Consider the following 20,445-nt stretch of genomic DNA (forward strand, 5'->3'; position numbering starts at 1 on the left):
CGCATCGGTGCAGTCCGAGTTTGTGGAAATTGTGGCATATGCATCACATTTTTATGTGACGTGGTGTGGCCTGTGGGTTTCTACACCGGGCGAGGGTGCGACCGCCTGCGGCGAAGCCGACTTTGCCGGAAGCCAGATCGCGGGTCGCATGAAACCAGACCGAACATGAATGCCGTCGCCGAAACGAAGCGGGCGAGCGGGCGATTTCGTTGCAAACGCCGTTCTATACCTTATCTTCGCCAGACGAACCCCAAAGGGCGCGACCATGGCAACACTTATCGACAACCGCGACGGGCGAGCCCCAGCCGCTGAACAAGCCCCGCGCCATCCCGAAAAGGCGCATCGGCCCGACACGCCCGTGCTTCGCAAGCCCGCGTGGATCCGCGTAAAGGCGCCCGGCTCGGCGGGGTATGCGGGCACCGCGTCCATCGTGCGCGGCAACAGGCTTCACACCGTCTGCGAGGAAGCAGGCTGCCCCAACATCGGCGAGTGCTGGGAAAAGAAGCACGCGACCATGATGATCATGGGCGACACCTGCACACGCGCCTGCGCCTTCTGCAACGTCAAGACCGGCATCCCCGGCGCGCTCGATGCCGCGGAGCCGGAGAATGTGGCGCGCGCGGTGGCGACGCTCGGCCTCAATCATGTGGTCGTGACCTCCGTCGACCGCGACGATCTCGAAGACGGCGGAGCGGCGCATTTCGCCGCCACGATCCGCGCCATCCGCGCGGCGGCGCCCGCCACCACCATCGAGGTTCTCACGCCTGATTTCCTCAAGAAGGGCGACCGACCCCTCGAAACCGTCATCGAAGCGAAGCCCGACGTCTTCAACCACAATCTCGAAACTGTGCCCGGCCTCTATCTCGCCATCCGGCCCGGCGCGCGCTACTTCCACTCGCTGCGGCTGCTCCAGCGCGCGAAGGAACTCGATCCGACGGTGTTCACGAAGTCCGGGATCATGGTCGGGCTCGGCGAGAAACGAAACGAAGTGCTCCAGCTCATGGACGATCTGCGCTCGGCCGACGTGGATTTCCTCACCATCGGCCAATATCTCCAGCCGACTCGCAAGCACGCGGCCGTGGACCGCTTCGTGGAACCCGCCGAGTTCGACAGCTACAAGGCGCACGCCTATGCGAAAGGCTTTCTCATGGTGGCTTCGTCGCCGCTCACGCGCTCGTCGTATCTTGCGGGCGACGATTTCGCGAAGTTGAAGGCCGCGCGACTTGCGAAGACGGCCAACGGCGTCGTAAGCACCCGGTAGGAGGACGCCGAGAGCTGCGGCGAAATACCCTCTCGCCATGGAGGCGCGCGCGCCTCATCCCATGTCATACTTGTAGCAGGCCGCATGGAACGCCCCGGCCTCTCACTCAAGCTTGAGCCGCTGATGCCCAATTTCGAAACGACCCATCGCGTCCATCATTCCGCCGACAACATGTTCGCCCTTGTCGCGGACGTGGAGAGCTATCCGAAGTTCCTGCCGCTGTGTTCGGCGCTCCGCATCGAGAAGCGCATTGCGGATGAGGACGGCGAAACGCTCATCGCGCGCATGACCGCGTCGTACAAGCTCTTCAGCGAGAGCTTCACCACAAAGGTGCGGCTCAGGCCGGAGAAGCATCTGATCATGGTCGATTATCTCGACGGCCCGTTCCGCAAGCTCGAAAACCGCTGGACATTCTTCCCTTCGGGCGAGTCGGCCTGCCGCATCCATTTCTGGCTTGACTATGAGTTCCGATCGCTGCCGCTGCAAATGCTGATGGGCTCCGTGTTCGACAAGGCTTTCCGCAAGTTCTCGACCGCATTCGAGGACCGCGCGGACCAGATCTACCGCACGCCCGCGCAGGCGGAACGGCCCGCGTCCGCCACGGGGTAGCGGCGAGCCTGCTAATCCGAAAGCCTCATGAGAACGAGCCCGGCAATGATCAGGCAGGCGGCGATGACGCGCGCGGGCGTGACGGCCTCGCCCAAAAACGCCACGCCGACCGCGAACGCGCCGACCGCTCCAATGCCCGTCCATACCGTATAGGCCGTTCCAAGCGGAAGGCTGCGCATGGCAAAGGATAGAAGGGCGAAACTCGCGGTCATCGTGACGACGGTTATCGCCGTGGGGATCGCCCGAGTGAAACCGTCTGATTGCTTCATCGCATAAGCCCACACGATCTCCAGCAAACCCGCGATGACGAGAACTCCCCAGGCCATGCTTCCCTCATCCCTCTTCGTCTCGTGAATGCTTCGGGGCGCTGTCAATCGAGGGCGGCGGCTTCGATCAGGAGTGCGAGGGCCGTTTCGACCGAACGAGCGCGCACCTCGTCGCGGCCGATGTCGCCGAAGCGTTCCTCGCGATGAAGGAGGCGCACGCCGTTCCCGGTCGTCCGCGCCGCCGCGAAGTGCACGAGCCCCACGGGCTTCTCCGCGCTGCCCCCATCCGGCCCGGCGACGCCTGTTATGGCCACGGAAACGCCCGCGTGCGAGCGGCCGAGCGCCCCGGTCGCCATGGCGAGCGCCACCTCGCGCGAGACCGCTCCGTGTTCCGCGATCAGCGCCGGATCGACGCCGAGCATATCGGCCTTCGCCTCGTTGGAGTAGGTCACGAAGCCCCTGTCGAACGCGCTCGACGAGCCGGGCACCGAGGTCAACGCCGACGCAACAAGGCCGCCGGTGCACGATTCCGCCGTCGCGATGAAAAGCTGCTTCTCTCGCGCCTTCGCCAGCGTCTCTCGCGCGAGCCTTTGCATGCGCTCTCCCATCGCAATCTCCTTCGGCGCCCGCCGAGCGGCTGCCTCCCGACGACGGCACGCCATTCAAACTGACAGTTCGCTGACATCCCGCAACAGGGCGAGGTCACACCCCTTCAGCCATAACGGATCAGCCGACACGCAGACGCCGCAGGGATACTGCCTCGCGCGTGTCTAATCGTCGAGACTAGCACACAAAGGAAACTCCATGTCGCGAACCAACCGCTGGATCGGCGGCTCCATCCTGTTTGGCGTCCTCATATACGCCATGGCGCCCAACGCATTCGCCGCGATCAGCGATCCCGGTTTCTGGAACTGGCGGCGCGACATCGTGCTCTTCTCCGGCACTATCTCGTTCGTCTTGATGACGCTCGTGGTCCTCATCTCCACACGAAACCCGATGCTGGAGCGCCTCACGGGCGGTCTCGACAAAGGCTATGTCATCCACAAATGGGCGGGCATCTGGGCGGTGAGCACAGGCGCGCTCCATTGGCTCGTCGAGAAGACGCCGAAATGGACCTACAGCCTTGGCGTCTGGCCGGAAAAGGTGAAGGGCGCACGCGCGGCGGTGCCCGATTGGCAGGTTGCGCTCTGGAAGTCGGGCAACGTCGCGGCGGAATACACGATATACGCGGCGATCATTCTGACCATCATCGCGCTTATCAATCGGATTCCCTATCGCTACTTTCGCTTCACGCACAAGGCCTTCGCATTTTCCTATCTCGTATTTGCCTGGCACTCGGCAACCATCATGCTGAAGCCCGACTGGTTTGCGACCCCGTCGGGATACATCGTGCTTGCTCTTGCCGTAGTTGGGTCCATTGCCGTTTTGCAGGGTCTGTTCGGATATATCGGCTTGTCACGGCGCGCGGAGGCTGTCGTGACCGCGTTTCGCGACCATGGCGGTATCCTCGACATCCGGCTTGCTGCAACGGGCGGCTACGCCATGGCGCACAATCCCGGGCAGTTCGCATTCCTGCGTTTCGACCACGACGCGGAGCCGCATCCCTTTTCCTTCGCGTCGTCCGGCAAGGACGCGAAACAGTTTCGTTTCGGCATCAAGGCGCTTGGCGATTACACCACGAAGCTGGCCGAAAGCATCAGCGTCGGCCAGCGGGTGAAGCTGGAAGGCCCGTATGGCGGCTTCCATTTCGACCACCCCACGAGCAGGCAGGTCTGGATCGCGGGCGGCATCGGCATCACGCCTTTCCTCGCGCGGCTTGAGCACCTGGCCGCGAATGGCGGCACCGACAGGCCGGTGGATCTGTGGTATTGCGCCGCCACCGTGGAAAGCGCGAAGTGGCTCACAGATCTTGCTTCGCTTTGCGAGGAAGCCGGTGTGACGCTTCACGTCATGGTCGCGGAGCGGCAGGAGTTTCTGTCAGCGCAAGGCGTCCAGGAAACCACGGGCACCATCGAAGACGTGAGCGTGTTGTTCTGCGGCCCGCATGGGTTCGCGCGCGCCATTCTCGGCGGCCTCAAGAAGCGAGGCTTCGACGAAAACAACTTCCATTACGACGCATTCGGCATGCGCTAGGCGGAAGGCCGCACTTCGCTCCGGCGAAGGGCGGCGTTTTTCGTCAGCGCGCGGCGAAAACAACGGTCGCGGAGGCGAGCGCGGCGATGCCCTCGCGGCGGCCGGTGAAGCCGAGTTGCTCGCTGGTCGTCGCCTTGACGCTCACGCGCTCGATCTCGACGCCCAGGATTTCCGCCATGCGCGCGCGCATGGCATCGCGATGCGGGCCGACCTTCGGCCGCTCGCAGATGAGCGTCACGTCGGCGTTGGTGATGCGCCCGCCCCTCTCGCCCACGAGAGCGACGGCGTGCTTCAAAAACACGGTCGAGTCCATCGCACGCCATTGAGGGTCCGACGGCGGGAAGTGATCGCCGATGTCGCCCGCGCCGATGGTGCCGTAGAGCGCGTCGGTGAGCGCGTGCAGACCGGCATCGCCGTCCGAATGCGCCTTCAGCCCCTTGTCGTGCGGGATCCTTACGCCGCAAAGCGTAACGTGATCGCCGTCCTCGAAGGCATGCACGTCGAAGCCCGAACCGACGCGCACATCCGGCAATGCCGTTCCGCCGCTCGCGATCATATCCGCCATCGCCAAATCCTCCGCAGTCGTGATCTTCATGTTTTCAGACGTATTCGAGACGAGCGCAACCGAGAGGCCATGCCATTCCGCAATCGATGCGTCGTCGGTGAAATCGGTGCGCCCGCCCGCCGCGCGATGAGCGGCAACGATCTTCTCATAGATGAAAGTCTGTGGCGTCTGTGCGCGCCAGAGCCCTGCCCTGTCCACGGTGCCCGCGCTCAGACCGCCTTCGCCGCGTTTGAGCGTGTCGGTGACAGGGGCCGCCGCGATCGCGCCATCGCTCGCGCCGAGTGCAGCAATCGTGTCGGATATGCAACGCGCTGAAATGAACGGGCGCGCGGCATCATGGATCAAGACCGCGTATGGCGCGCGCGCTTCGAGCGCATCGAGCCCCGCCTTCACGGAAAGCTGCCGCGTAGCGCCCCCGGGGACAGGCTTCAGCAGCTTGTCGGTATCGAGCCCCGCCACGGCCTCCGCGTAGAGCGCTTCGTCGCCTGCACGGATCACGACAACGACGGCCGCGATCTCCGGATGGGAGAGGAAGGCTTCAAGCGTCCGCCTCAGGATCGGCTTGCCGCCTGCGAAGCAATATTGCTTCGGCCGCCCCTGTTTCTGCCCCGCGCGGACGCCGCTTCCCGCAGCCACGACAAGGGCCGCATTGACGGGTGTGTGTTGGTCTTTTTCTTGCATATTTGAACGAACCAAAAAGGAGGGAACGCGCAGAAACCTTATAAGCTGCCTCTAGAACCGCCAAGGGCTTTCGCCAGCCTTGAGATTTGCCTGCTGACACGGGGGCCGAATTTGCTACAATGCCTAGAACTTAGTCGATCTGCATTTCTGCCCAGCATTTGGGCAGGGACAAATGCAGCCTTGGCTAGCCTGCCACATTTGTCATCGGACAAGGCTCCCTTGCTGAAATCTATGGCTCCCCGCGACAAGACCAAGAAGGCCCCCGACGCTGCCAAACCGCTCGATTTCAAGGCGCTGGTGCAGGGTCTGCCCCATGTGGTGGTCGTTGTCGATGCCACAAATCGCATCGTGTTCGCAAACTTCGCCGCCGAGAATTTTTTCGGCCTCGGCGAAGCACTGCTGAAAAAGCGCGCATTGCCCGCGCTGGTGGCATTCGCCAACCCCTTGACCGCGCTCGCCGATCAGGTGCGCAGCACACGCGGCGCCGTGAACGAATACGAACTCGACCTTGCGATGCCGGACCGGCCCGCGCGCGCGGTCGATGTGTTCGCCTCGCTTCTGAACGAGCAGGAAGATTACGTGCTCCTGATGCTTCAGCAGCGGAACATGGCCGCGATGATCGAGCGGCAGCTGACCCATCGCGGCGCCGCGCGCTCCGTGTCCGCCATGGCCGCCGTTCTGGCGCACGAAATCAAGAACCCGCTGTCCGGTATTCGCGGCGCGGCCCAGCTCCTCGAAGCGGGCGCGTCGGAGGAAGACCAGCCGCTCGCCCAGCTCATCACCGAGGAGACCGACCGCATCCGCGATCTCGTCGACCGCATGGAGGTGTTCGGCGACGAACGCCCGGTGAGCAAGGACGCGGTCAACATCCATTCGGTGCTCGATCACGTGAAACGCATCGCGCGCGCAGGCTTCGCGCGGCATCTCACCATCCAGCAGAGCTTCGACCCGAGTCTGCCGCCCGTCCCCGGCAACCGCGACAAGCTCATTCAGGCTTTGCTCAACCTCGTGAAGAACAGCGCGGAAGCCATCGGCGACAAGAACGACGGCGTCATCACGCTGTCCACCGCCTTCCGTCCGGGGCTGTCGCTGCGTCTGCCGAACTCCGATTCGAGCATGAAACTCCCGCTTGAAATCTGCGTGTCGGATAATGGCTCGGGCGTACCGGAGGATGTGAAACCGCACCTGTTCGAGCCTTTCGTGACAACGAAGGCGAAGGGCGCTGGATTGGGCCTTGCACTCGTCGCGAAAATCGTCGGCGACCATGGCGGAGTGATCGAATGCGAATCGAGAAGCCGGCTGACAACCTTCCGTATGCTTCTTCCGATGTATCAGCCATCAGCGCGAAAGACCGGAGCGAATTGATGGGGCGCGGAAACGTACTCATTGCCGACGACGACGCCGCCATCCGCACCGTCGTCAATCAGGCGCTTGCCCGCGCCGGTTACAGCGCGCGGGCGACGAGCAACGCGGCCACGCTTTGGAACTGGGTCGCGCAGGGTGACGGCGACGTCATCATCACCGACGTCATCATGCCGGACGAGAACGCTTTCGATCTCATCCCGCGCATCAAGCGGATCCGACCCGAACTGCCGATCATCGTGATGAGCGCGCAGAACACGTTCATGACGGCGATCACCGCGGCCGAGCGCGGCGCCTATGAATATCTGCCGAAGCCCTTCGATCTGAAGGAACTCGTCGCCGTCGTCGGCCGCGCGCTGCGCGAACCGAAGGTGGCGAAATCCTCGATGCAGGCCGACGCCGAGAGCGAGAACCTGCCGCTCATCGGCCGCTCGCCGTCGATGCAGGACGTTTACCGGGTCATGGCGCGGCTCATGCACACCGACCTGACCGTTCTGATCACGGGCGAAAGCGGCACCGGCAAGGAACTCGTCGCCCGCGCGCTCCACGATTACGGCCAGCGCCGCAAGGGGCCGTTCATCGCCATCAACATGGCGGCCATTCCGCGCGAACTGATCGAAAGCGAATTGTTCGGCCACGAGAAGGGCGCGTTCACGGGGGCGGCGCAGCGCTCGGTCGGCCGCTTCGAGCAGGCGGACGGCGGCACGCTGTTCCTAGACGAAATCGGCGACATGCCGATGGAGGCGCAGACGCGGCTGCTCCGCGTGCTTCAGGAAGGCGAATACATGACGGTCGGCGGCCGCGTGCCGATCAAGACCGACGTGCGCATCATCGCGGCCACGAACAAGAGCCTCGAAAACCAGATCGCGCTGGGCCTGTTCCGCGAAGACCTGTACTACCGTCTCAACGTGGTGCCGCTGCGCATGCCGCCCTTGCGCGAACGCCTCGAAGACGTGCCGGACCTCGTTCGCCATTTCCTGAAGCTCGCCGAGAAGAGCGGCCTGCCGTCCAAGACACTCACGCAGGAAGCGTTCGACAGGCTCAAGCGCCACACCTGGCCCGGCAATGTGCGCGAACTCGAAAACCTCGTGCGGCGGCTTTCCGCGCTGTATTCGCAGGAATTGATCTCCGCCGACATCGTGGACAACGAACTTTCCGCCCATTCGAGCCCGCCGCCGATGGACACGCCCCAATCCGGCAAGGCGAAGCTCAACGAATGGATGGAGGCGTATCTTTCGGACTATTTCGGCGGCTTCGGCGACCAGCTCCCGCCGCCCGGCCTCTACGACCGCGTGCTGCGCGATGTGGAAGCTCCCCTCATCACGGCGGCGCTGACGGCCACGCGCGGCAACCAGATCAAGGCCGCCGAACTTCTCGGCCTCAACCGCAACACGCTCAGGAAGAAGGTCCGCGAGCAGAAGATCCGTGTGGTGCGCAGCCCGGCTTGAGGGCGGCGCCTCAGCGCCGCGTCTGCGATCTAAGGATTGTAACGCAGCGACTTCGCCATGCGGTCGATCAGCGGGTCGTACTTGTCCTTGAGCCGTGCGGGATAGGTGATCTGAAGGTTGAGGATCAGGTCGTCGTCCCGAACGAGCGCATATTTCTCGTAAAAGACCGTGTCGCCGCGAAGGCCGGATAGCACCAGCGTCTTCGCGTCGGCGAAACGGTAGGTCAGGCCGGAATAATCGTCATTGCCGCGCACGAACGCCTCGTGCTGCTCGATGGTGAGCGGTTTGTCGTCCATCGCGTTCCACGAGCCATAGGCGAGGATCGCCGCGCCGTCCTTCGCCTCGAAGCGGCTTCCGTCCGAGTTCTCGGAGGTATCGGCCGCCGTGAACCAGCCGGGATAGTCGAACGAGAAATCGAAGCGGGGGTTGTGATAGCGCTTCCAGTCCTCGGCTCGCACCGCGCCCGCCCCAAGCGCCGCCGCACCCAATCCCGCAAGAACCGCGCGCCTGCTCATGCCGGTCTGCATCTCTATGTCTCCCAACAGCGTCGTCCGCCATCATTAGGAAGCTCGGCCTTGACACGTTGTAAAAATCAACGTGCGCCGCGCAGCGGTTGCATGACTCTCGCGCGCCTCAAATATGAATGACCCGCCCGTAAGCGTCGAAAACGCTTTCCAGCATCGTCTCGGAGAGCGTCGGGTGTGGGAACACCGTCTCCATAAGCTCCGCCTCGGTCGTCTCCAGCGTCTTCGCCACGCCGAAACCCTGAATGAGTTCAGTCACCTCCGCGCCGACCATATGCGCGCCGAGAAGCTCGCCCGTCTTCGCGTCGAAGATCGTCTTCACGAGCCCCTCCGGCTCGCCGAGCGCGATGGCCTTGCCGTTACCCTGATAGGGGAAGCGGCCCACCTTGATCTCGCGGCCGTCCTTCTTCGCCATCGCTTCGGTGATGCCGATGCTCGCCACCTGCGGATGCGAATAGGTGCAGCTGGGGATGTTGCGAACGTTCAAGGGATGCGGATCGCGCCCCGCGATCTTCTCGACGCAGATGATGCCCTCGTGGCTCGCCTTGTGCGCAAGCCATGGCGGGCCGGCCACGTCGCCGATGGCGTAGACCCCCGCCACCGTCGTGCGGCAGAACTCGTCCACAACGATGTGCGTGCGGTCGGCCTTGATGCCCAGCTCTTCGAGGCCGATGTTTTCGACATTGCCGACGATACCCGCCGCCACGATCACGCGGTCGAAGTCCGCCGTTTGCGTCTTGCCGTCCTTCAGCGCGAGCGTGGCCTTCACGCTGTCCCTGCCCTTTTCGAGCTTGTCGACCTTCGCACCCGTGTGGATCGTCATGCCCTGCTTCTCGAAGCTCTTGCGGGCGAGGGCTGAAATTTCGTCATCCTCGAAAGGCAGGATCTTGTCGACGATCTCGACGACCGTAACCTTCACGCCGAGCGCGTTGTAGAAGCTCGCGAATTCGATGCCGATGGCGCCGGAGCCGACGACGAGCAGCGACTTCGGCAGGCTCGGCGGCACCATCGCTTCCTTGTAGGTCCACACGAGCTTGCCGTCCGGCTCAAGGCCCGGCAGCACCCGGGCACGCGCACCCGTCGCAATGACGATGTGTTTCGCCTCGACATCGGCGAGCGGCTTGCCGTCCTTGCCCGAAACCGTGACGACGCCCTTTGCCTTCAGCCGCGCCGTGCCGTCGATCACGGTCACCTTGTGCTTTTTCAGGAGATACGCGACGCCCGAGGCGAGCTTGTTCGCCACGCCGCGCGACCGCGCGACGATCTTGCCGAGGTCGAAGCTCAGCCCCTCGGCCTTGATGCCGAACTCAGCGCCGTGCTGTGCGAGCCGCAGAACTTCCGCCGTCCGCAGCAGCGCCTTGGTCGGGATGCACCCCCAGTTGAGGCAGATGCCGCCGAGGTGCTCGCGCTCGATCACCACCGTCTTGAGCCCGAGCTGCGCGGCGCGGATCGCCGCCACATAGCCGCCGGGTCCGCCACCGATCACCGCGACATCGTATGCTTCCGCCATCTGTCCCTCGAAACCTGTATCATTTTCTTGCCGGTGGCGGGCTTACGCCAGCATCGTCACCGGCTCCTCGATATACCCCTTGAACGCCTGAAGCAGGCGCGCGCCGAGCGCGCCGTCCACCACGCGGTGGTCGCATGAGAGCGTGCAGCCCATGGTCGTCGCGATGACGATCTGGTTGCCCTTCACCACCGCGCGCTTCTCGCCGCGCCCGACCGCGAGGATGGTCGCGTGCGGCGGGTTGATGACCGCGTCGAAATGGTCCACGCCGAACATGCCGAGGTTCGACACAGCCGTGGTGCCGCCCTGATATTCGTGCGGCGCGAGACGGCGCTTCCGCGCGCGCTCGGCCAGATCCTTCACTTCGTTCGATATGTCGGCGAGCGATTTCCTCTCGACACCCCGGATTACCGGCGTGAACAGCCCGCCTTCCACCGCGACCGCGACGCCGACATCGCTCGTCTTGTGCAGGAGGATGCCGCGCTCGGTGAATGTCGCGTTGGCGTCCGGCACGCGCTGGAGCGCGAGGCCCAGCGCCTTGACGATGAAGTCGTTGACCGAAACCTTGAACGCGCCGGGCTGGCCGTCCTTCGGCGAGCGCATGTTGATGCGTTGGCGGGCTTCGAGCAGCGTGTCGATCTCGCATTCGACGAAAAGACGGAAATGCGGGATGGTCTGCGTCGCCTGCGTAAGCCGCGTGGCGATGGTCTTGCGCATGTTGTCGAGCGGGCGAAGCTCGTAGGTGCCCTTCTCGTACATGGCGATGATCTGGTCGTCCGGGATCGCCGCGGCGAAGCGGGACGGCACGAGCGCGCCGCCGTTCTGCGCGGGCGCGGCGGCTGCGGCAGCCTTCGCGGAGCCGGAGGCCCTTGCCTCCTCGACGTCGTGCTTCACGATGCGCCCATGCGGGCCGGTGCCCTTCACGGCGGCAAGGTCGATGCCGGCATCCTTCGCAATGCGGCGCGCAAGGGGCGAGGCAAAGACGCGGCTCCCGTTCGCGCCATCATGACCGTTGACCTGCGCAGCGGCGGACTGAGCGTTTACCTGCGTGACTTTCACCGGCTCCGCGTCCTTGGCGGGCTTCGAAGGCGCGGGCTGCGGCGGCTCCGCGCCGTAGCTCTTGAGCGCGGCGGCGTCCTCGCCCTCGCCGAGCAGCAGCGCAATCGGCGTGTTGACCGCAACGCCCTCGGTGCCTTCCGGCACCATGATCTTGCCGATGGTGCCCTCGTCCACGGCCTCGACTTCCATCGTGGCCTTGTCTGTCTCGATCTCGGCGATGGGATCGCCCGAGGCGACCTTGTCGCCTTCCTTCTTCAGCCATTTCGCGAGCTTGCCCTGCTCCATGGTCGGCGAGAGGGCGGGCATCAGGATCGGTGTCGGCATGGCTTTATCCCTGAAGCGCGGGGCAGCGGACGTGCCCGCGAAGAACAGTTTCAGAAACCTAAGAAGCAGCATCGCCCGCGTCGATCACGATCTGCGCCGCGCGGCGTCCCATGGGCTGGGTCGCCTCGCCGCGGGCGAGCTTCGCCGCTGCGATGGCCTCGATCTCGTCGTCGATGTCTTCGATGAGGGTCTTGCGATCCACCGGTCTGTCGGCGGGCATGCGATAGCGCGTGTTGAGATAGGCGTCCGTCACGATCACGAAATAATCCGTGCCCGCAGCCTCGAAATCCGCCGCGTGGCCATCGCCATATCGTGTCCATGGGGACCGCTTCCGCATCCGCGTCAGCCCTTGTAGCAGACGGCCTTCACCGCCTCGACAACCTTGTCGGCGTTGGGCAGTGCAAGCTTTTCGAGGTTGGCGGCGTAGGGCATCGGCACATCCTCGCCGGAAACCTTGGTCGGCGGCGCATCGAGATAATCGAACGCCCTCGCCACGACCTGCGCCACGATCTCGGAACCGACGGAGCAGACGGGCCAGGCTTCTTCCACGGTCACGATGCGGTTCGTCTTGCGGACGGATGCCAGCACCGTTTCGATGTCGAGCGGGCGAAGCGTGCGAAGATCGATCACCTCGGCGTCGATACCCTCGGCTTCGAGCTGCTTCGCCGCGTCGAGCGCGTAGGCCATGCCGCGCGACCATGAGACGATGGTGACGTCCTTGCCGGGGCGCGCGATCTTCGCCTTGCCGATGGGCACGAGCCAATCGTCACCCTTGGGCACGGGCCCGGCGATGCCGTAAAGGATTTCGTTTTCGAGGAAAACCACCGGGTTCGGATCGCGGATCGCGGCCTTGAGCAGGCCCTTCGCATCGGCTGGCGTGGACGGCGCGATCACCTTCAGGCCCGGCACATGCGCGTACCACGCGGAATATTCCTGGCTGTGCTGCGCGCCGACGCGCGCGGCCGCCCCGTTCGGCCCACGGAATACGATGGGACAATCGATCTGCCCGCCGGACATGTAATGCGTCTTGGCTGCCGAATTGATGATGTGGTCGATGGCCTGCATCGCGAAGTTGAACGTCATGAACTCGACGATGGGTCGCAGGCCCGCGAAGGCCGCGCCGACGCCAAGCCCCGCGAAGCCCGCTTCCGTGATCGGGGTATCCACCACGCGGCGCGCACCGAACTCGTCGAGAAGCCCTTGCGTGATCTTGTACGCACCCTGATATTCGGCCACCTCCTCGCCCATGACGAACACGTCGCCGTCGCGGCGCATTTCCTCGGCCATGGCGTCGCGGAGCGCCTCGCGCATGGTGATCTGCACGAGTTCCGCGCTCTCGGGAATTTCGGACGCGGCGTCATACGCGGCAGGCGCGACGGTCTCGCGCGGCTGATCCTTCACACGCACGTCCACGGGGGCCCGCGCCGCTTCCCCACCGCCGGTCGCGGCCGCAGCGCCGTGGGGAGCCTGAGAGCCGTTTGCCTTCGCCCCACCATTCGGCACGGCGCCCGCATCCTCGCCATCGGCTACGATCAAGGCGATAGGCGTATTGACCTTCACGCCCTCGGTGCCTGCGGGAACGAGGATCTTGCCGATCTTGCCTTCATCCACCGCCTCGACTTCCATCGTGGCCTTGTCGGTCTCGATCTCCGCGATCACGTCGCCGGAGCGCACCTCGTCGCCCTCGGCCTTGACCCAGCGCGCAAGCTTTCCTTCTTCCATGGTCGGAGAAAGGGCAGGCATCAATACTTGTGTCGCCATCTCAGAGCGCCTTCGTCGTCATTGCAGGCCGCACATGACGCCTTCCATGGATGATCCGATCCGCTTCCGTCGTCATGCGCCAAGCCTCGTTTCTGTCTCTCGGAGCAATCCGCCCCGCCTCATTCTTATTCCGGGTAAACGGCGTATCGCCTTTCAGACCCGCCGCGAGCGCCTCGAAGGTGCGGCTGTTGCCGCCCCTGATCCTCTATAGCAGTCTGAAGAGAGAAAAGACGTAAGCGCTCACAATGATTGTTTTTCCATTCGGGCAACCCTTTTTCCCCGAGGCCGATCAGTATCTCATGCTCTCAACACATCCGTATAAAGCTCGGCGGCGTCGGGTTCGGGATCGCTTTGCGCGAATTCGGCGGCCTCGTTCACAACCCCACGGACTGTCTTGTCGATCGCTTTCAAATCGTCTTCAGTGGCTCGCCCGCTGGCAAGCAATCGCTGCCGAACCATCTCGATGGGGTCGTGTTCGTGGCGCATCTTGTCGACCTCTTCCTTCGAGCGATACTTCGCCGGGTCCGACATGGAATGGCCGCGATAGCGGTAGGTCAGCATTTCGAGGATGAACGGCCCCTTGCCTGAGCGCGCCCAGTCGACGGCCTCCTCGCCCGCATCCTTGACGGCGCGCACGTCCATGCCGTCGACCTGCCTGCCGGGGATGTTGAAGCTCGCGCCGCGTTGCGACAGGTTCGTCAACGCCGAGGCACGGTTGATGCTCGTGCCCATTCCGTACTTGTTGTTCTCGACGATATAGACGACGGGCAGCTTCCAAAGCTCGGCCATGTTGAAGGCTTCGTAGACCTGCCCCTGGTTTGCGGCGCCATCCCCGTAATAGGTGAGCGAGACATTCCCGTTGCCACGATATTTGTTCGCGAAGGCGAGTCCGGTGCCGAGCGGCACCTGCGCGCCGACGATGCCGTGGCCGCCGAAGAAATTCTTCTCGACCGAAAACATGTGCATCGAGCCGCCCTTGCCACGGGAATAACCGCCGCGTCGCCCCGTCAGCTCCGCCATCACGCCTTTCGGGTCCATGCCGCAGACGAGCATATGGCCATGGTCGCGATAAGCGGTGATGACCTGATCGCCTTCGCGGACGGTCATCTGCATGCCGACAACGACGGCTTCCTGCCCGATATAGAGATGGCAGAAGCCGCCTATCTGGCCCATGCCGTAGAGTTGTCCCGCCTTCTCCTCGAAGCGCCGAATAAGGAGCATCTCGCGATAGGCGTGCAACTCTTCTTCGCGTGACAATTCCGGCGGATTGGCTTTTGGCGATGTACCGTTGGGAAGGTCGTCGAACATGGATGCGCCTCGTCTCGGGAAATTGCGCGGGCACTGCGCCGGGCCTGCGGCATTTTCTACCGCCGTCCCCTTTTTAATAAGGGTTTTGCGAGGCGCGCGCCACCCGGTTATCTCGCACAAGCGAAGGTTACCGGGGGGTTTTTTCGGCGTTTACGATCACAATGTCGGCAGGTCGGGCAAGATCCAGAAGGGCGCGGGCCTGCTCGTCGAGAAGATCGGAGTGCGTGGAAGCTTTGGGGCCGAGAAGGTCGGCGTCCCTTTCGAGTCTGGCGCGCTCCCGTTTCAATGCCGCGAGATCCTTGTTGAGATCTGCGATCTTGGCGCGCAGGAGTTCGTTGGCGATCAGGCCATGTGGGCCGCGAACGGCATCCGCCGCGACATAGGCAATCAACGCCAGGAAGACGGCCAGCAAGCCGAACTGCCGCAAAAGCCGCCCGTTTCGCCCCTGTGTCATGGTCCCTCCATCTTCCGGACGGAGACTATGAACGAGCGGCAAATACGAAACCGTTAACGCTGTGGCGGAGGCGAATTGCCGGTGCGTCGCCCGGCCGCAGCAAGGACGCCTAATCTTTGTTAAAATATAAACGCTTAGTCGTCAAAGTTAGGGGAAACTTAACGCTGAAACTTTAAGTGAAATTTTATGGGCGCTCCGCCCTCGGCGAGCCCTTCCGAAGGAAGAAATGGACATGTCTGACAGCACTTCGCGGAAATTGGCATTCCTGATTGCCGGTCTTCTTGTGTTGGGAATCTGGTTCAAGGCGCAGGAACAGAAGAGGGCGCATGTCGCGTCGGCGCCCGCTGCAGCCACAATCGGCGTTTCCACCGCTCAACCTCAACTCGCCCCGGGCGTCAAGGCCGTGGCCATCCCCGCCGAAAAATGCACGCTGAAGCTGACCAATGGCGGCACCTTCGCGCTCGCTACCCCGGCTTCCTGCGCTGGCGTCACAATCGAGTCGATCAAGCTCGGCGTCTCTGAAAAGCCCTGCTCGGAAGCCAGGGAGTCGGATTTCCAGAGTGTCACCAGCAGCACGTATTACAAGGGCGATTTCGGCTTCTACCTCGGACAAAACAATCCGCGCCGCTGCCTCGTCGTGAAGGAAATCCTGGGCGCCGTCTGAACAATCCGATGCATCGACGGCAGGCCGCCAAGTGCAGGTCGGCGGCTTGACCCGTCTGCGGAAACCGCTGTTGGCGAGCGTTTGCACGAAATCGACCGCGACCGGTCACCCGCGTCGAGGCGAGATCGAGACCTCTGCGGCAGACGGGAAATGAGGCGGGGATCAGGGCTGCGCCGAGGCGCGCCGTTGAAGGGGGATCACGTTGCACTCGGCCGGGCGAACGAGCGGGACGATGCCCTTTGCCATGTTGGAGCGATCCACCCCCTCCACGTGCCAGAAAATTTCCGAGTTCACTTGATAGGCGTATGCTTCTCCGCCGCTCATTGGCACGCGATGCATTCCGTGCTTGGAGCGCGCCATTCGGATCGCCGCTTCAAGCGCCTTGATCTGATCTTCATTCAGGAAATCCGCGAACACGGTTTCCGCCTCCCTCTATGACCCTCAACTCCCCTATAGTCCTTTTCATAAACGGCCTATCAGTTCCATACAAGCAACGTCGTTGATATTTGCCACGAGGGCCGGAACCTCAATCATTGTGCGCAATTTTGTTGTTCCTTCGAACAATTGTAACTTTCTGTCGTCCTTCCACAATTTTGCCCAGATGTGCCTGATTTTTGCGTTAACGAATGTTAATACACGTCAGTCACGATAAGTGGAGGCCGAAACCCGATGAAGCGATTTGCCTTGCCCATTCTCCTCGCCGCCCTGCCGTTCGCAGCTGCCGACGCTGGTGAAGAAGCGCTTATCGGTCAGGCTCTTCACAGCGCCGTTGCTGGAAAGACCGTCTATATCAGTACTCCGATGGGTGAGGTGCCGATCCGCTATGCCGCTAACGGTCAGGTGAGCGGCCGCACGGAACTTGCACTTCTCGATGGTGAGACCACCACGAAGGATAGCGGCCGATGGTGGGTTGCCGACAGCAAGCTTTGCATTCGCTGGAACCGCTGGATGTCGGGCGAAACTCACTGTTTCACCATGAAGCGCGTCTCGCCCACCGAAGTCCATTGGCGCCGCGACGACGGCAAGAGCGGACGCGCACGGCTCGGTTAAAACGAGGCGCTGGAAAGACGCCCTGACTGACCCTCAATTCACCCTTAATTGCCGCCAAAGCCGATCTAGTGGTCCGATTCCGACATTTGCATCCGTTTGCAGCACGCTTGCGAGCAAATGCCGGAATCGAAAGGACCACTAGCAACATCATGATTCTCGTGGAGCTTTTGAATTTGACATTTAAGCGAGAGCGCGCAGCCACCGGGACTCAAATGTGAAATTCGCTCCACTAGGCGGCGCGGCGATCGTGCCTGCCTTCGCGCACCTCTTCGATGATCTTCGCGGAAAACGCGTCGAGGTCGGACGGCTGCCGGCTGGTGATCACGCCATTGTCCGTCACGACCGCCTCGTCGACGAATTCGGCGCCCGCGTTGGCGATATCGGTGCGTATCGTCTTGTATCCTGTCGCGCGCTTGCCCTTCAGGATGCCGGTCTCGATCAGAAGCCACGGCGCATGGCAAATGGCGGCCACCGTCTTGCCCTCGGAGTAGAAATCCTTGATGAAGGACAGCGCCTGCGGATTGCCGCGAAGCAGATCGGGATTGATCTGCCCGCCCGGAAGCACGATCGCGTCGTAGTCGCTCGCGTGAGCGTCGGCCAGCGCTCGATCCACCTTGACCGGGTTGCCCCAGTCCTTGCCGATCCAGCCCCGTATTTCGCCGGTCTCAGGCGAAACCACCTCGACCGTTGCGCCGGCTTCGCCAAGCTTCTTTTGCGGAACTTCAAGCTCGGACTGCTCGAAGCCGTTCGTTGCGAGTATCGCAATCCTTTTACCCTGAATGTCGGCCATCTTGTCCTCCTTTTCCATCGCGCGGGGGGCGTGATGACGGCGTGCCGCCGGTTTGGCAGCGTCGCCTCACATGAACCCCATTGCGCATCGCACCGCGCTTGTTGAAGGGCGAACGGTCGGGCGGGCTGGCAGTTCCTGGCAAACGCCTGGCTTCAGGGGCTTTCGGGCGAGACAGCGACGGCTCAGCCCGGGAAGCTGCCAGCGTCCAACTATCTTCGGCGCAAGAAACGCGACAACGCGCTTCAGCTCGCCGATTGGAAACTCGGGGAGCTTACGGTCGAGCGGAATCGGAAAGGCGCGCTGATCCAGCCGCACCGGCGAGATTGCCGCGCCGAGCCATCAGCCATTGTCCGGCAATGATGAGCTTCGGATCCTCGAATTCGCCCGCGACGAGCCTGTCGAAAAACTCATCGATGTCGAACTCGACGATCTCGATGTCTTCTCCCTCGTCCGCATTGCCGCCGCCCTTCTCGGTCTGGTCGACCTCGCGGACCTCGGCATAATAAAGATGGATGATTTCCGTGCTGCCGCCGGGCGAAGAGTAATATTTGCCGACAGGCGTCAACCGCGTGAGCTGATAGCCGGTTTCTTCCCGCGTCTCTCGCATGACGCATTCATCAGGCGTCTCGATTTCGCCGCCCTCGCCCACGTGGAGCATGCCCGCGACGGCTTCCACCATCCAGCCGCGCCCCGGCTCGCGCAGATGCACCGGCAGGCGAAACTGACGCACCGCGACGATCTTTCGCCGCTCCGGATTGTAGAGGAGCGCGCCCACCGCATCGCCGCGCTCGAAAACGAGGGTCGACCGAGGCTTGCTCATTTCGCCGTCGAAGCGCTCATGGGACACCACGTAGTGGTCGACCTTGAAAAACAGGTCGAGCACGCGGCTGTGCTCGGAAATCGTCACCCGCGAGGGCTTTGCCTGCTCAGGCATTGCGCGCTGCTCCCTTTGAATATCGACAAGGCAAACACGAAAACTTCGACGGCGACCGGGCTTCGAGTGTGCCGCGATCGTGTCAGGACGCGGGCGAGGCCGCGGGCGCGCCTGCGTGTCCATTCAGCGCGCCAAGCCGTTCGAGCGAGGTCACGCCCGCATCTTCGATCCCGCACGGCACGATGCCCGCGAAATGAGAGAGATCGGGGCTGACGTTGATCGCCGTACCGTGAAACGTCACCCAGCGGCGGACGCGAACGCCGATGGCCGCGATCTTTTCCTCGCGCGCGCCGTCGCGCACCCATACGCCCGGCCTGTCGTCGCGCGCCGCCCCCGTCACACCGTAATCCGTGAGCGCGGCAATCACCCATTCTTCAAGGCGGCGAACATGGCGGCGCACGTCGCGACCGCGACGGTTGAGGTCGAGGAGCACGTAGACGACGAGTTGCCCCGGTCCGTGATAGGTATATTGTCCGCCGCGCCCCGCCGCGTAAACCGGGAAGCGCGCCGCGTCCAGAAGATCGCCCGCCTTTGCACTCGTGCCCGCCGTGTAAAGCGGCGGATGTTCGAGGAACCACACGAGTTCCGGCGCAGCGCCCGCAAAGATCGCGGCCGCGCGATCTTCCATCGCGGAAACCGCCGCCTCATAAGGCACAAGGTCCGGGCTCGTTCGCCACTCGACGCCCGCCAGATCGCCGAGCCTGTCACGATTTGCGATGAGCCTGTTCGCGAAGGCGGCGACAGCTTCATTCACGTGATTTTTTCTCCCTGCGACCGAACACCTTTACTGAAGGGTAACCCCTCCACGCCATACTGCAACTGTCTCGCGTTGCTGCGGGGCTTGGGGCGTTGTCCCGCGTCCGCCCCTCAAAAGCCCCGCAGCCGACGAGAACCCCGGAACTCCCGAAAAAGCTCCTGTTTTGCGGTAACATCGCATCAAGGCTTTCGACTAATCCAGCGCCGCGCATCGGCCAATGGGAGAGGGTTCGCTCGGTTCTCTTAATCTTTCGCTCAAAGGTTGGCCGTCTCATGGACGGCGTCGTTCACCATCGAACCGAAACCAGAGAGCGTGTCATGCGTAAAACACTTTTCCTACTGGGCGCCGCATCGGTCGTAGCCGCCAGCCTCGCGCCCGCCGTGCCGGCAGAGGCAAAGACGATCCGGGCCTGCGAGACCGAATGGCGCGCGAACAAGGACGCCCTCCAGGCAACCGGCAAGAAGAAAACCGAATTCATGACGGAATGCCGCGCGCAGACCGCGTCCGCGAAGCCCGCGCCGCTGGACGTTACCCCGCCTGCCGCCGTCGCGCCTCCCCCGGCTGCTGCCGCACCGCAAAGACGTTCCGCCGCGCCGACAACGCCGGACACACCCTCCACAACGAAAAGCAGGCGCGTCTTCAACCGGGGACCGCAGGTTCTCGACGTCGAAGGCCAGTTCCCGACAGAAGCGGAGGCCAAGGCGCATTGTCCGCGCGAGATGGTGGTATGGGCCAACACCGATTCGAAGGTGTATCATTTCCCCGGTTCACGGACATACGGGAAGACCAGGAAAGGCGCCTACATGTGTGAAAGCGAAACCGCCGGCGCTGGAATTCGCGTGGCGAAGAACGAGAAACGCCCGCCGATCCGCTAGGCTCGCTCTGCCAAAATGCCGCCTTCCGACCCGTGCGCTTTCGTCGCGATCCGCGATAAACGAAAGCGCACGTTCCTTTGTGCGCGACACCGAACCTTTCACAAATAATTACA

22 protein-coding genes are annotated in these 20,445 nt (G+C 63.2%); 8 read left to right on the plus strand and 14 right to left on the minus strand.

Annotated features, from left to right (window positions below; genetic code table 11):
- The first annotated feature begins 265 nt into the window (after positions 1 to 265).
- Both lipA and EK416_RS04520 read left to right on the plus strand, forming a co-directional pair.
- A complete protein-coding gene (gene lipA / locus EK416_RS04515) occupies positions 266 to 1,261 on the plus strand; it encodes a lipoyl synthase (RefSeq protein ID WP_127076274.1) in 996 nt (331 codons plus the stop codon).
- 123 nt (positions 1,262 to 1,384) lie between these two features.
- Positions 1,385 to 1,870, plus strand: a complete 486-nt coding sequence (locus tag EK416_RS04520) for a type II toxin-antitoxin system RatA family toxin (protein ID WP_127076360.1) — start codon at positions 1,385 to 1,387, stop codon at positions 1,868 to 1,870.
- A gap of 11 nt (positions 1,871 to 1,881) precedes the next feature.
- Here EK416_RS04520 and EK416_RS04525 read toward each other — a convergent pair whose 3' ends face one another.
- Both EK416_RS04525 and EK416_RS04530 read right to left on the minus strand, forming a co-directional pair.
- Entirely contained in the window at positions 1,882 to 2,196 is a 315-nt protein-coding gene (locus EK416_RS04525; protein WP_127076275.1) for a DMT family transporter, read from the minus strand.
- Positions 2,197 to 2,240: 44 nt separating this feature from the next.
- The gene (locus tag EK416_RS04530; RefSeq protein ID WP_245433932.1) at positions 2,241 to 2,744 is read right to left on the minus strand and encodes a CinA family protein; all 504 of its coding nucleotides are present in this window, start codon (positions 2,742 to 2,744) and stop codon (positions 2,241 to 2,243) included.
- A 196-nt stretch (positions 2,745 to 2,940) separates the two neighbouring features.
- Here EK416_RS04530 and EK416_RS04535 point away from each other — a divergent pair, with 196 nt between their 5' ends.
- Entirely contained in the window at positions 2,941 to 4,269 is a 1,329-nt protein-coding gene (locus EK416_RS04535) for a ferredoxin reductase family protein (RefSeq protein ID WP_127076276.1), read from the plus strand.
- Between the two features lie 43 nt (positions 4,270 to 4,312).
- Here the strand turns inward: EK416_RS04535 and EK416_RS04540 are convergent, their stop codons facing one another.
- Entirely contained in the window at positions 4,313 to 5,515 is a 1,203-nt protein-coding gene (locus tag EK416_RS04540; RefSeq protein WP_127076277.1) for a bifunctional 2-C-methyl-D-erythritol 4-phosphate cytidylyltransferase/2-C-methyl-D-erythritol 2,4-cyclodiphosphate synthase, read from the minus strand.
- A gap of 231 nt (positions 5,516 to 5,746) precedes the next feature.
- Between EK416_RS04540 and EK416_RS04545 the strand changes: the two genes are divergently transcribed.
- Positions 5,747 to 6,880 carry a two-component system sensor histidine kinase NtrB gene (locus EK416_RS04545; RefSeq protein ID WP_127076362.1) on the plus strand — a complete coding sequence of 378 codons (1,134 nt, stop codon included), beginning with the start codon at positions 5,747 to 5,749 and terminating at the stop codon, positions 6,878 to 6,880.
- Positions 6,880 to 8,325, plus strand: a complete 1,446-nt coding sequence (gene ntrC / locus EK416_RS04550) for a nitrogen regulation protein NR(I) (protein ID WP_127076278.1) — start codon at positions 6,880 to 6,882, stop codon at positions 8,323 to 8,325. The genes EK416_RS04545 and ntrC overlap by 1 nt, the downstream gene beginning before the upstream one ends.
- Before the next feature lie 29 nt (positions 8,326 to 8,354).
- Here ntrC and EK416_RS04555 read toward each other — a convergent pair whose 3' ends face one another.
- The 7 genes from EK416_RS04555 to EK416_RS04585 all read right to left on the minus strand — a co-directional run bounded on the left by EK416_RS04555 (position 8,355) and on the right by EK416_RS04585 (position 15,262).
- Positions 8,355 to 8,852 carry a hypothetical protein gene (locus EK416_RS04555; protein WP_127076279.1) on the minus strand — a complete coding sequence of 166 codons (498 nt, stop codon included), beginning with the start codon at positions 8,850 to 8,852 and terminating at the stop codon, positions 8,355 to 8,357.
- Between the two features lie 106 nt (positions 8,853 to 8,958).
- The gene (gene lpdA, locus EK416_RS04560) at positions 8,959 to 10,359 is read right to left on the minus strand and encodes a dihydrolipoyl dehydrogenase (RefSeq protein WP_127076280.1); all 1,401 of its coding nucleotides are present in this window, start codon (positions 10,357 to 10,359) and stop codon (positions 8,959 to 8,961) included.
- A 42-nt stretch (positions 10,360 to 10,401) separates the two neighbouring features.
- Positions 10,402 to 11,739, minus strand: coding sequence for a pyruvate dehydrogenase complex dihydrolipoamide acetyltransferase (locus tag EK416_RS04565; protein ID WP_127076281.1), 1,338 nt, complete (start codon positions 11,737 to 11,739; stop codon positions 10,402 to 10,404).
- Positions 11,740 to 11,797: 58 nt separating this feature from the next.
- On the minus strand, positions 11,798 to 12,076 hold the full coding sequence (locus EK416_RS04570) for a hypothetical protein (protein WP_127076282.1): 279 nt from the start codon (positions 12,074 to 12,076) through the stop codon (positions 11,798 to 11,800).
- A gap of 5 nt (positions 12,077 to 12,081) precedes the next feature.
- Positions 12,082 to 13,500 (minus strand): pyruvate dehydrogenase complex E1 component subunit beta, encoded by a 1,419-nt coding sequence (locus tag EK416_RS04575; protein WP_127076283.1) that lies wholly within the window; start codon positions 13,498 to 13,500, stop codon positions 12,082 to 12,084.
- A gap of 297 nt (positions 13,501 to 13,797) precedes the next feature.
- Positions 13,798 to 14,808 carry a pyruvate dehydrogenase (acetyl-transferring) E1 component subunit alpha gene (pdhA, locus tag EK416_RS04580; RefSeq protein WP_127076284.1) on the minus strand — a complete coding sequence of 337 codons (1,011 nt, stop codon included), beginning with the start codon at positions 14,806 to 14,808 and terminating at the stop codon, positions 13,798 to 13,800.
- A 127-nt stretch (positions 14,809 to 14,935) separates the two neighbouring features.
- Positions 14,936 to 15,262 carry an FtsB family cell division protein gene (locus EK416_RS04585; protein WP_127076285.1) on the minus strand — a complete coding sequence of 109 codons (327 nt, stop codon included), beginning with the start codon at positions 15,260 to 15,262 and terminating at the stop codon, positions 14,936 to 14,938.
- 232 nt (positions 15,263 to 15,494) lie between these two features.
- Here EK416_RS04585 and EK416_RS04590 point away from each other — a divergent pair, with 232 nt between their 5' ends.
- A complete protein-coding gene (locus tag EK416_RS04590; RefSeq protein ID WP_127076286.1) occupies positions 15,495 to 15,926 on the plus strand; it encodes a hypothetical protein in 432 nt (143 codons plus the stop codon).
- 162 nt (positions 15,927 to 16,088) lie between these two features.
- Here EK416_RS04590 and EK416_RS04595 read toward each other — a convergent pair whose 3' ends face one another.
- Positions 16,089 to 16,343 carry a hypothetical protein gene (locus EK416_RS04595; RefSeq protein ID WP_127076287.1) on the minus strand — a complete coding sequence of 85 codons (255 nt, stop codon included), beginning with the start codon at positions 16,341 to 16,343 and terminating at the stop codon, positions 16,089 to 16,091.
- 252 nt (positions 16,344 to 16,595) lie between these two features.
- Here EK416_RS04595 and EK416_RS04600 point away from each other — a divergent pair, with 252 nt between their 5' ends.
- Positions 16,596 to 16,976, plus strand: coding sequence for a hypothetical protein (locus EK416_RS04600; RefSeq protein WP_127076288.1), 381 nt, complete (start codon positions 16,596 to 16,598; stop codon positions 16,974 to 16,976).
- 229 nt (positions 16,977 to 17,205) lie between these two features.
- Here the strand turns inward: EK416_RS04600 and EK416_RS04605 are convergent, their stop codons facing one another.
- The 3 genes from EK416_RS04605 to lipB form a co-directional block, all read right to left on the minus strand.
- Positions 17,206 to 17,766, minus strand: coding sequence for a type 1 glutamine amidotransferase domain-containing protein (locus EK416_RS04605; protein ID WP_127076289.1), 561 nt, complete (start codon positions 17,764 to 17,766; stop codon positions 17,206 to 17,208).
- 271 nt (positions 17,767 to 18,037) lie between these two features.
- A complete protein-coding gene (locus EK416_RS04610; RefSeq protein WP_164729855.1) occupies positions 18,038 to 18,700 on the minus strand; it encodes an NUDIX domain-containing protein in 663 nt (220 codons plus the stop codon).
- An 82-nt stretch (positions 18,701 to 18,782) separates the two neighbouring features.
- Positions 18,783 to 19,454, minus strand: a complete 672-nt coding sequence (lipB, locus tag EK416_RS04615; RefSeq protein ID WP_127076291.1) for a lipoyl(octanoyl) transferase LipB — start codon at positions 19,452 to 19,454, stop codon at positions 18,783 to 18,785.
- Between the two features lie 320 nt (positions 19,455 to 19,774).
- Between lipB and EK416_RS04620 the strand changes: the two genes are divergently transcribed.
- Positions 19,775 to 20,332 (plus strand): hypothetical protein, encoded by a 558-nt coding sequence (locus EK416_RS04620; protein ID WP_127076292.1) that lies wholly within the window; start codon positions 19,775 to 19,777, stop codon positions 20,330 to 20,332.
- Positions 20,333 to 20,445: the final 113 nt, after the last annotated feature.

The organism is Rhodomicrobium lacus (assembly GCF_003992725.1).
Classification (GTDB): domain Bacteria; phylum Pseudomonadota; class Alphaproteobacteria; order Rhizobiales; family Rhodomicrobiaceae; genus Rhodomicrobium; species Rhodomicrobium lacus.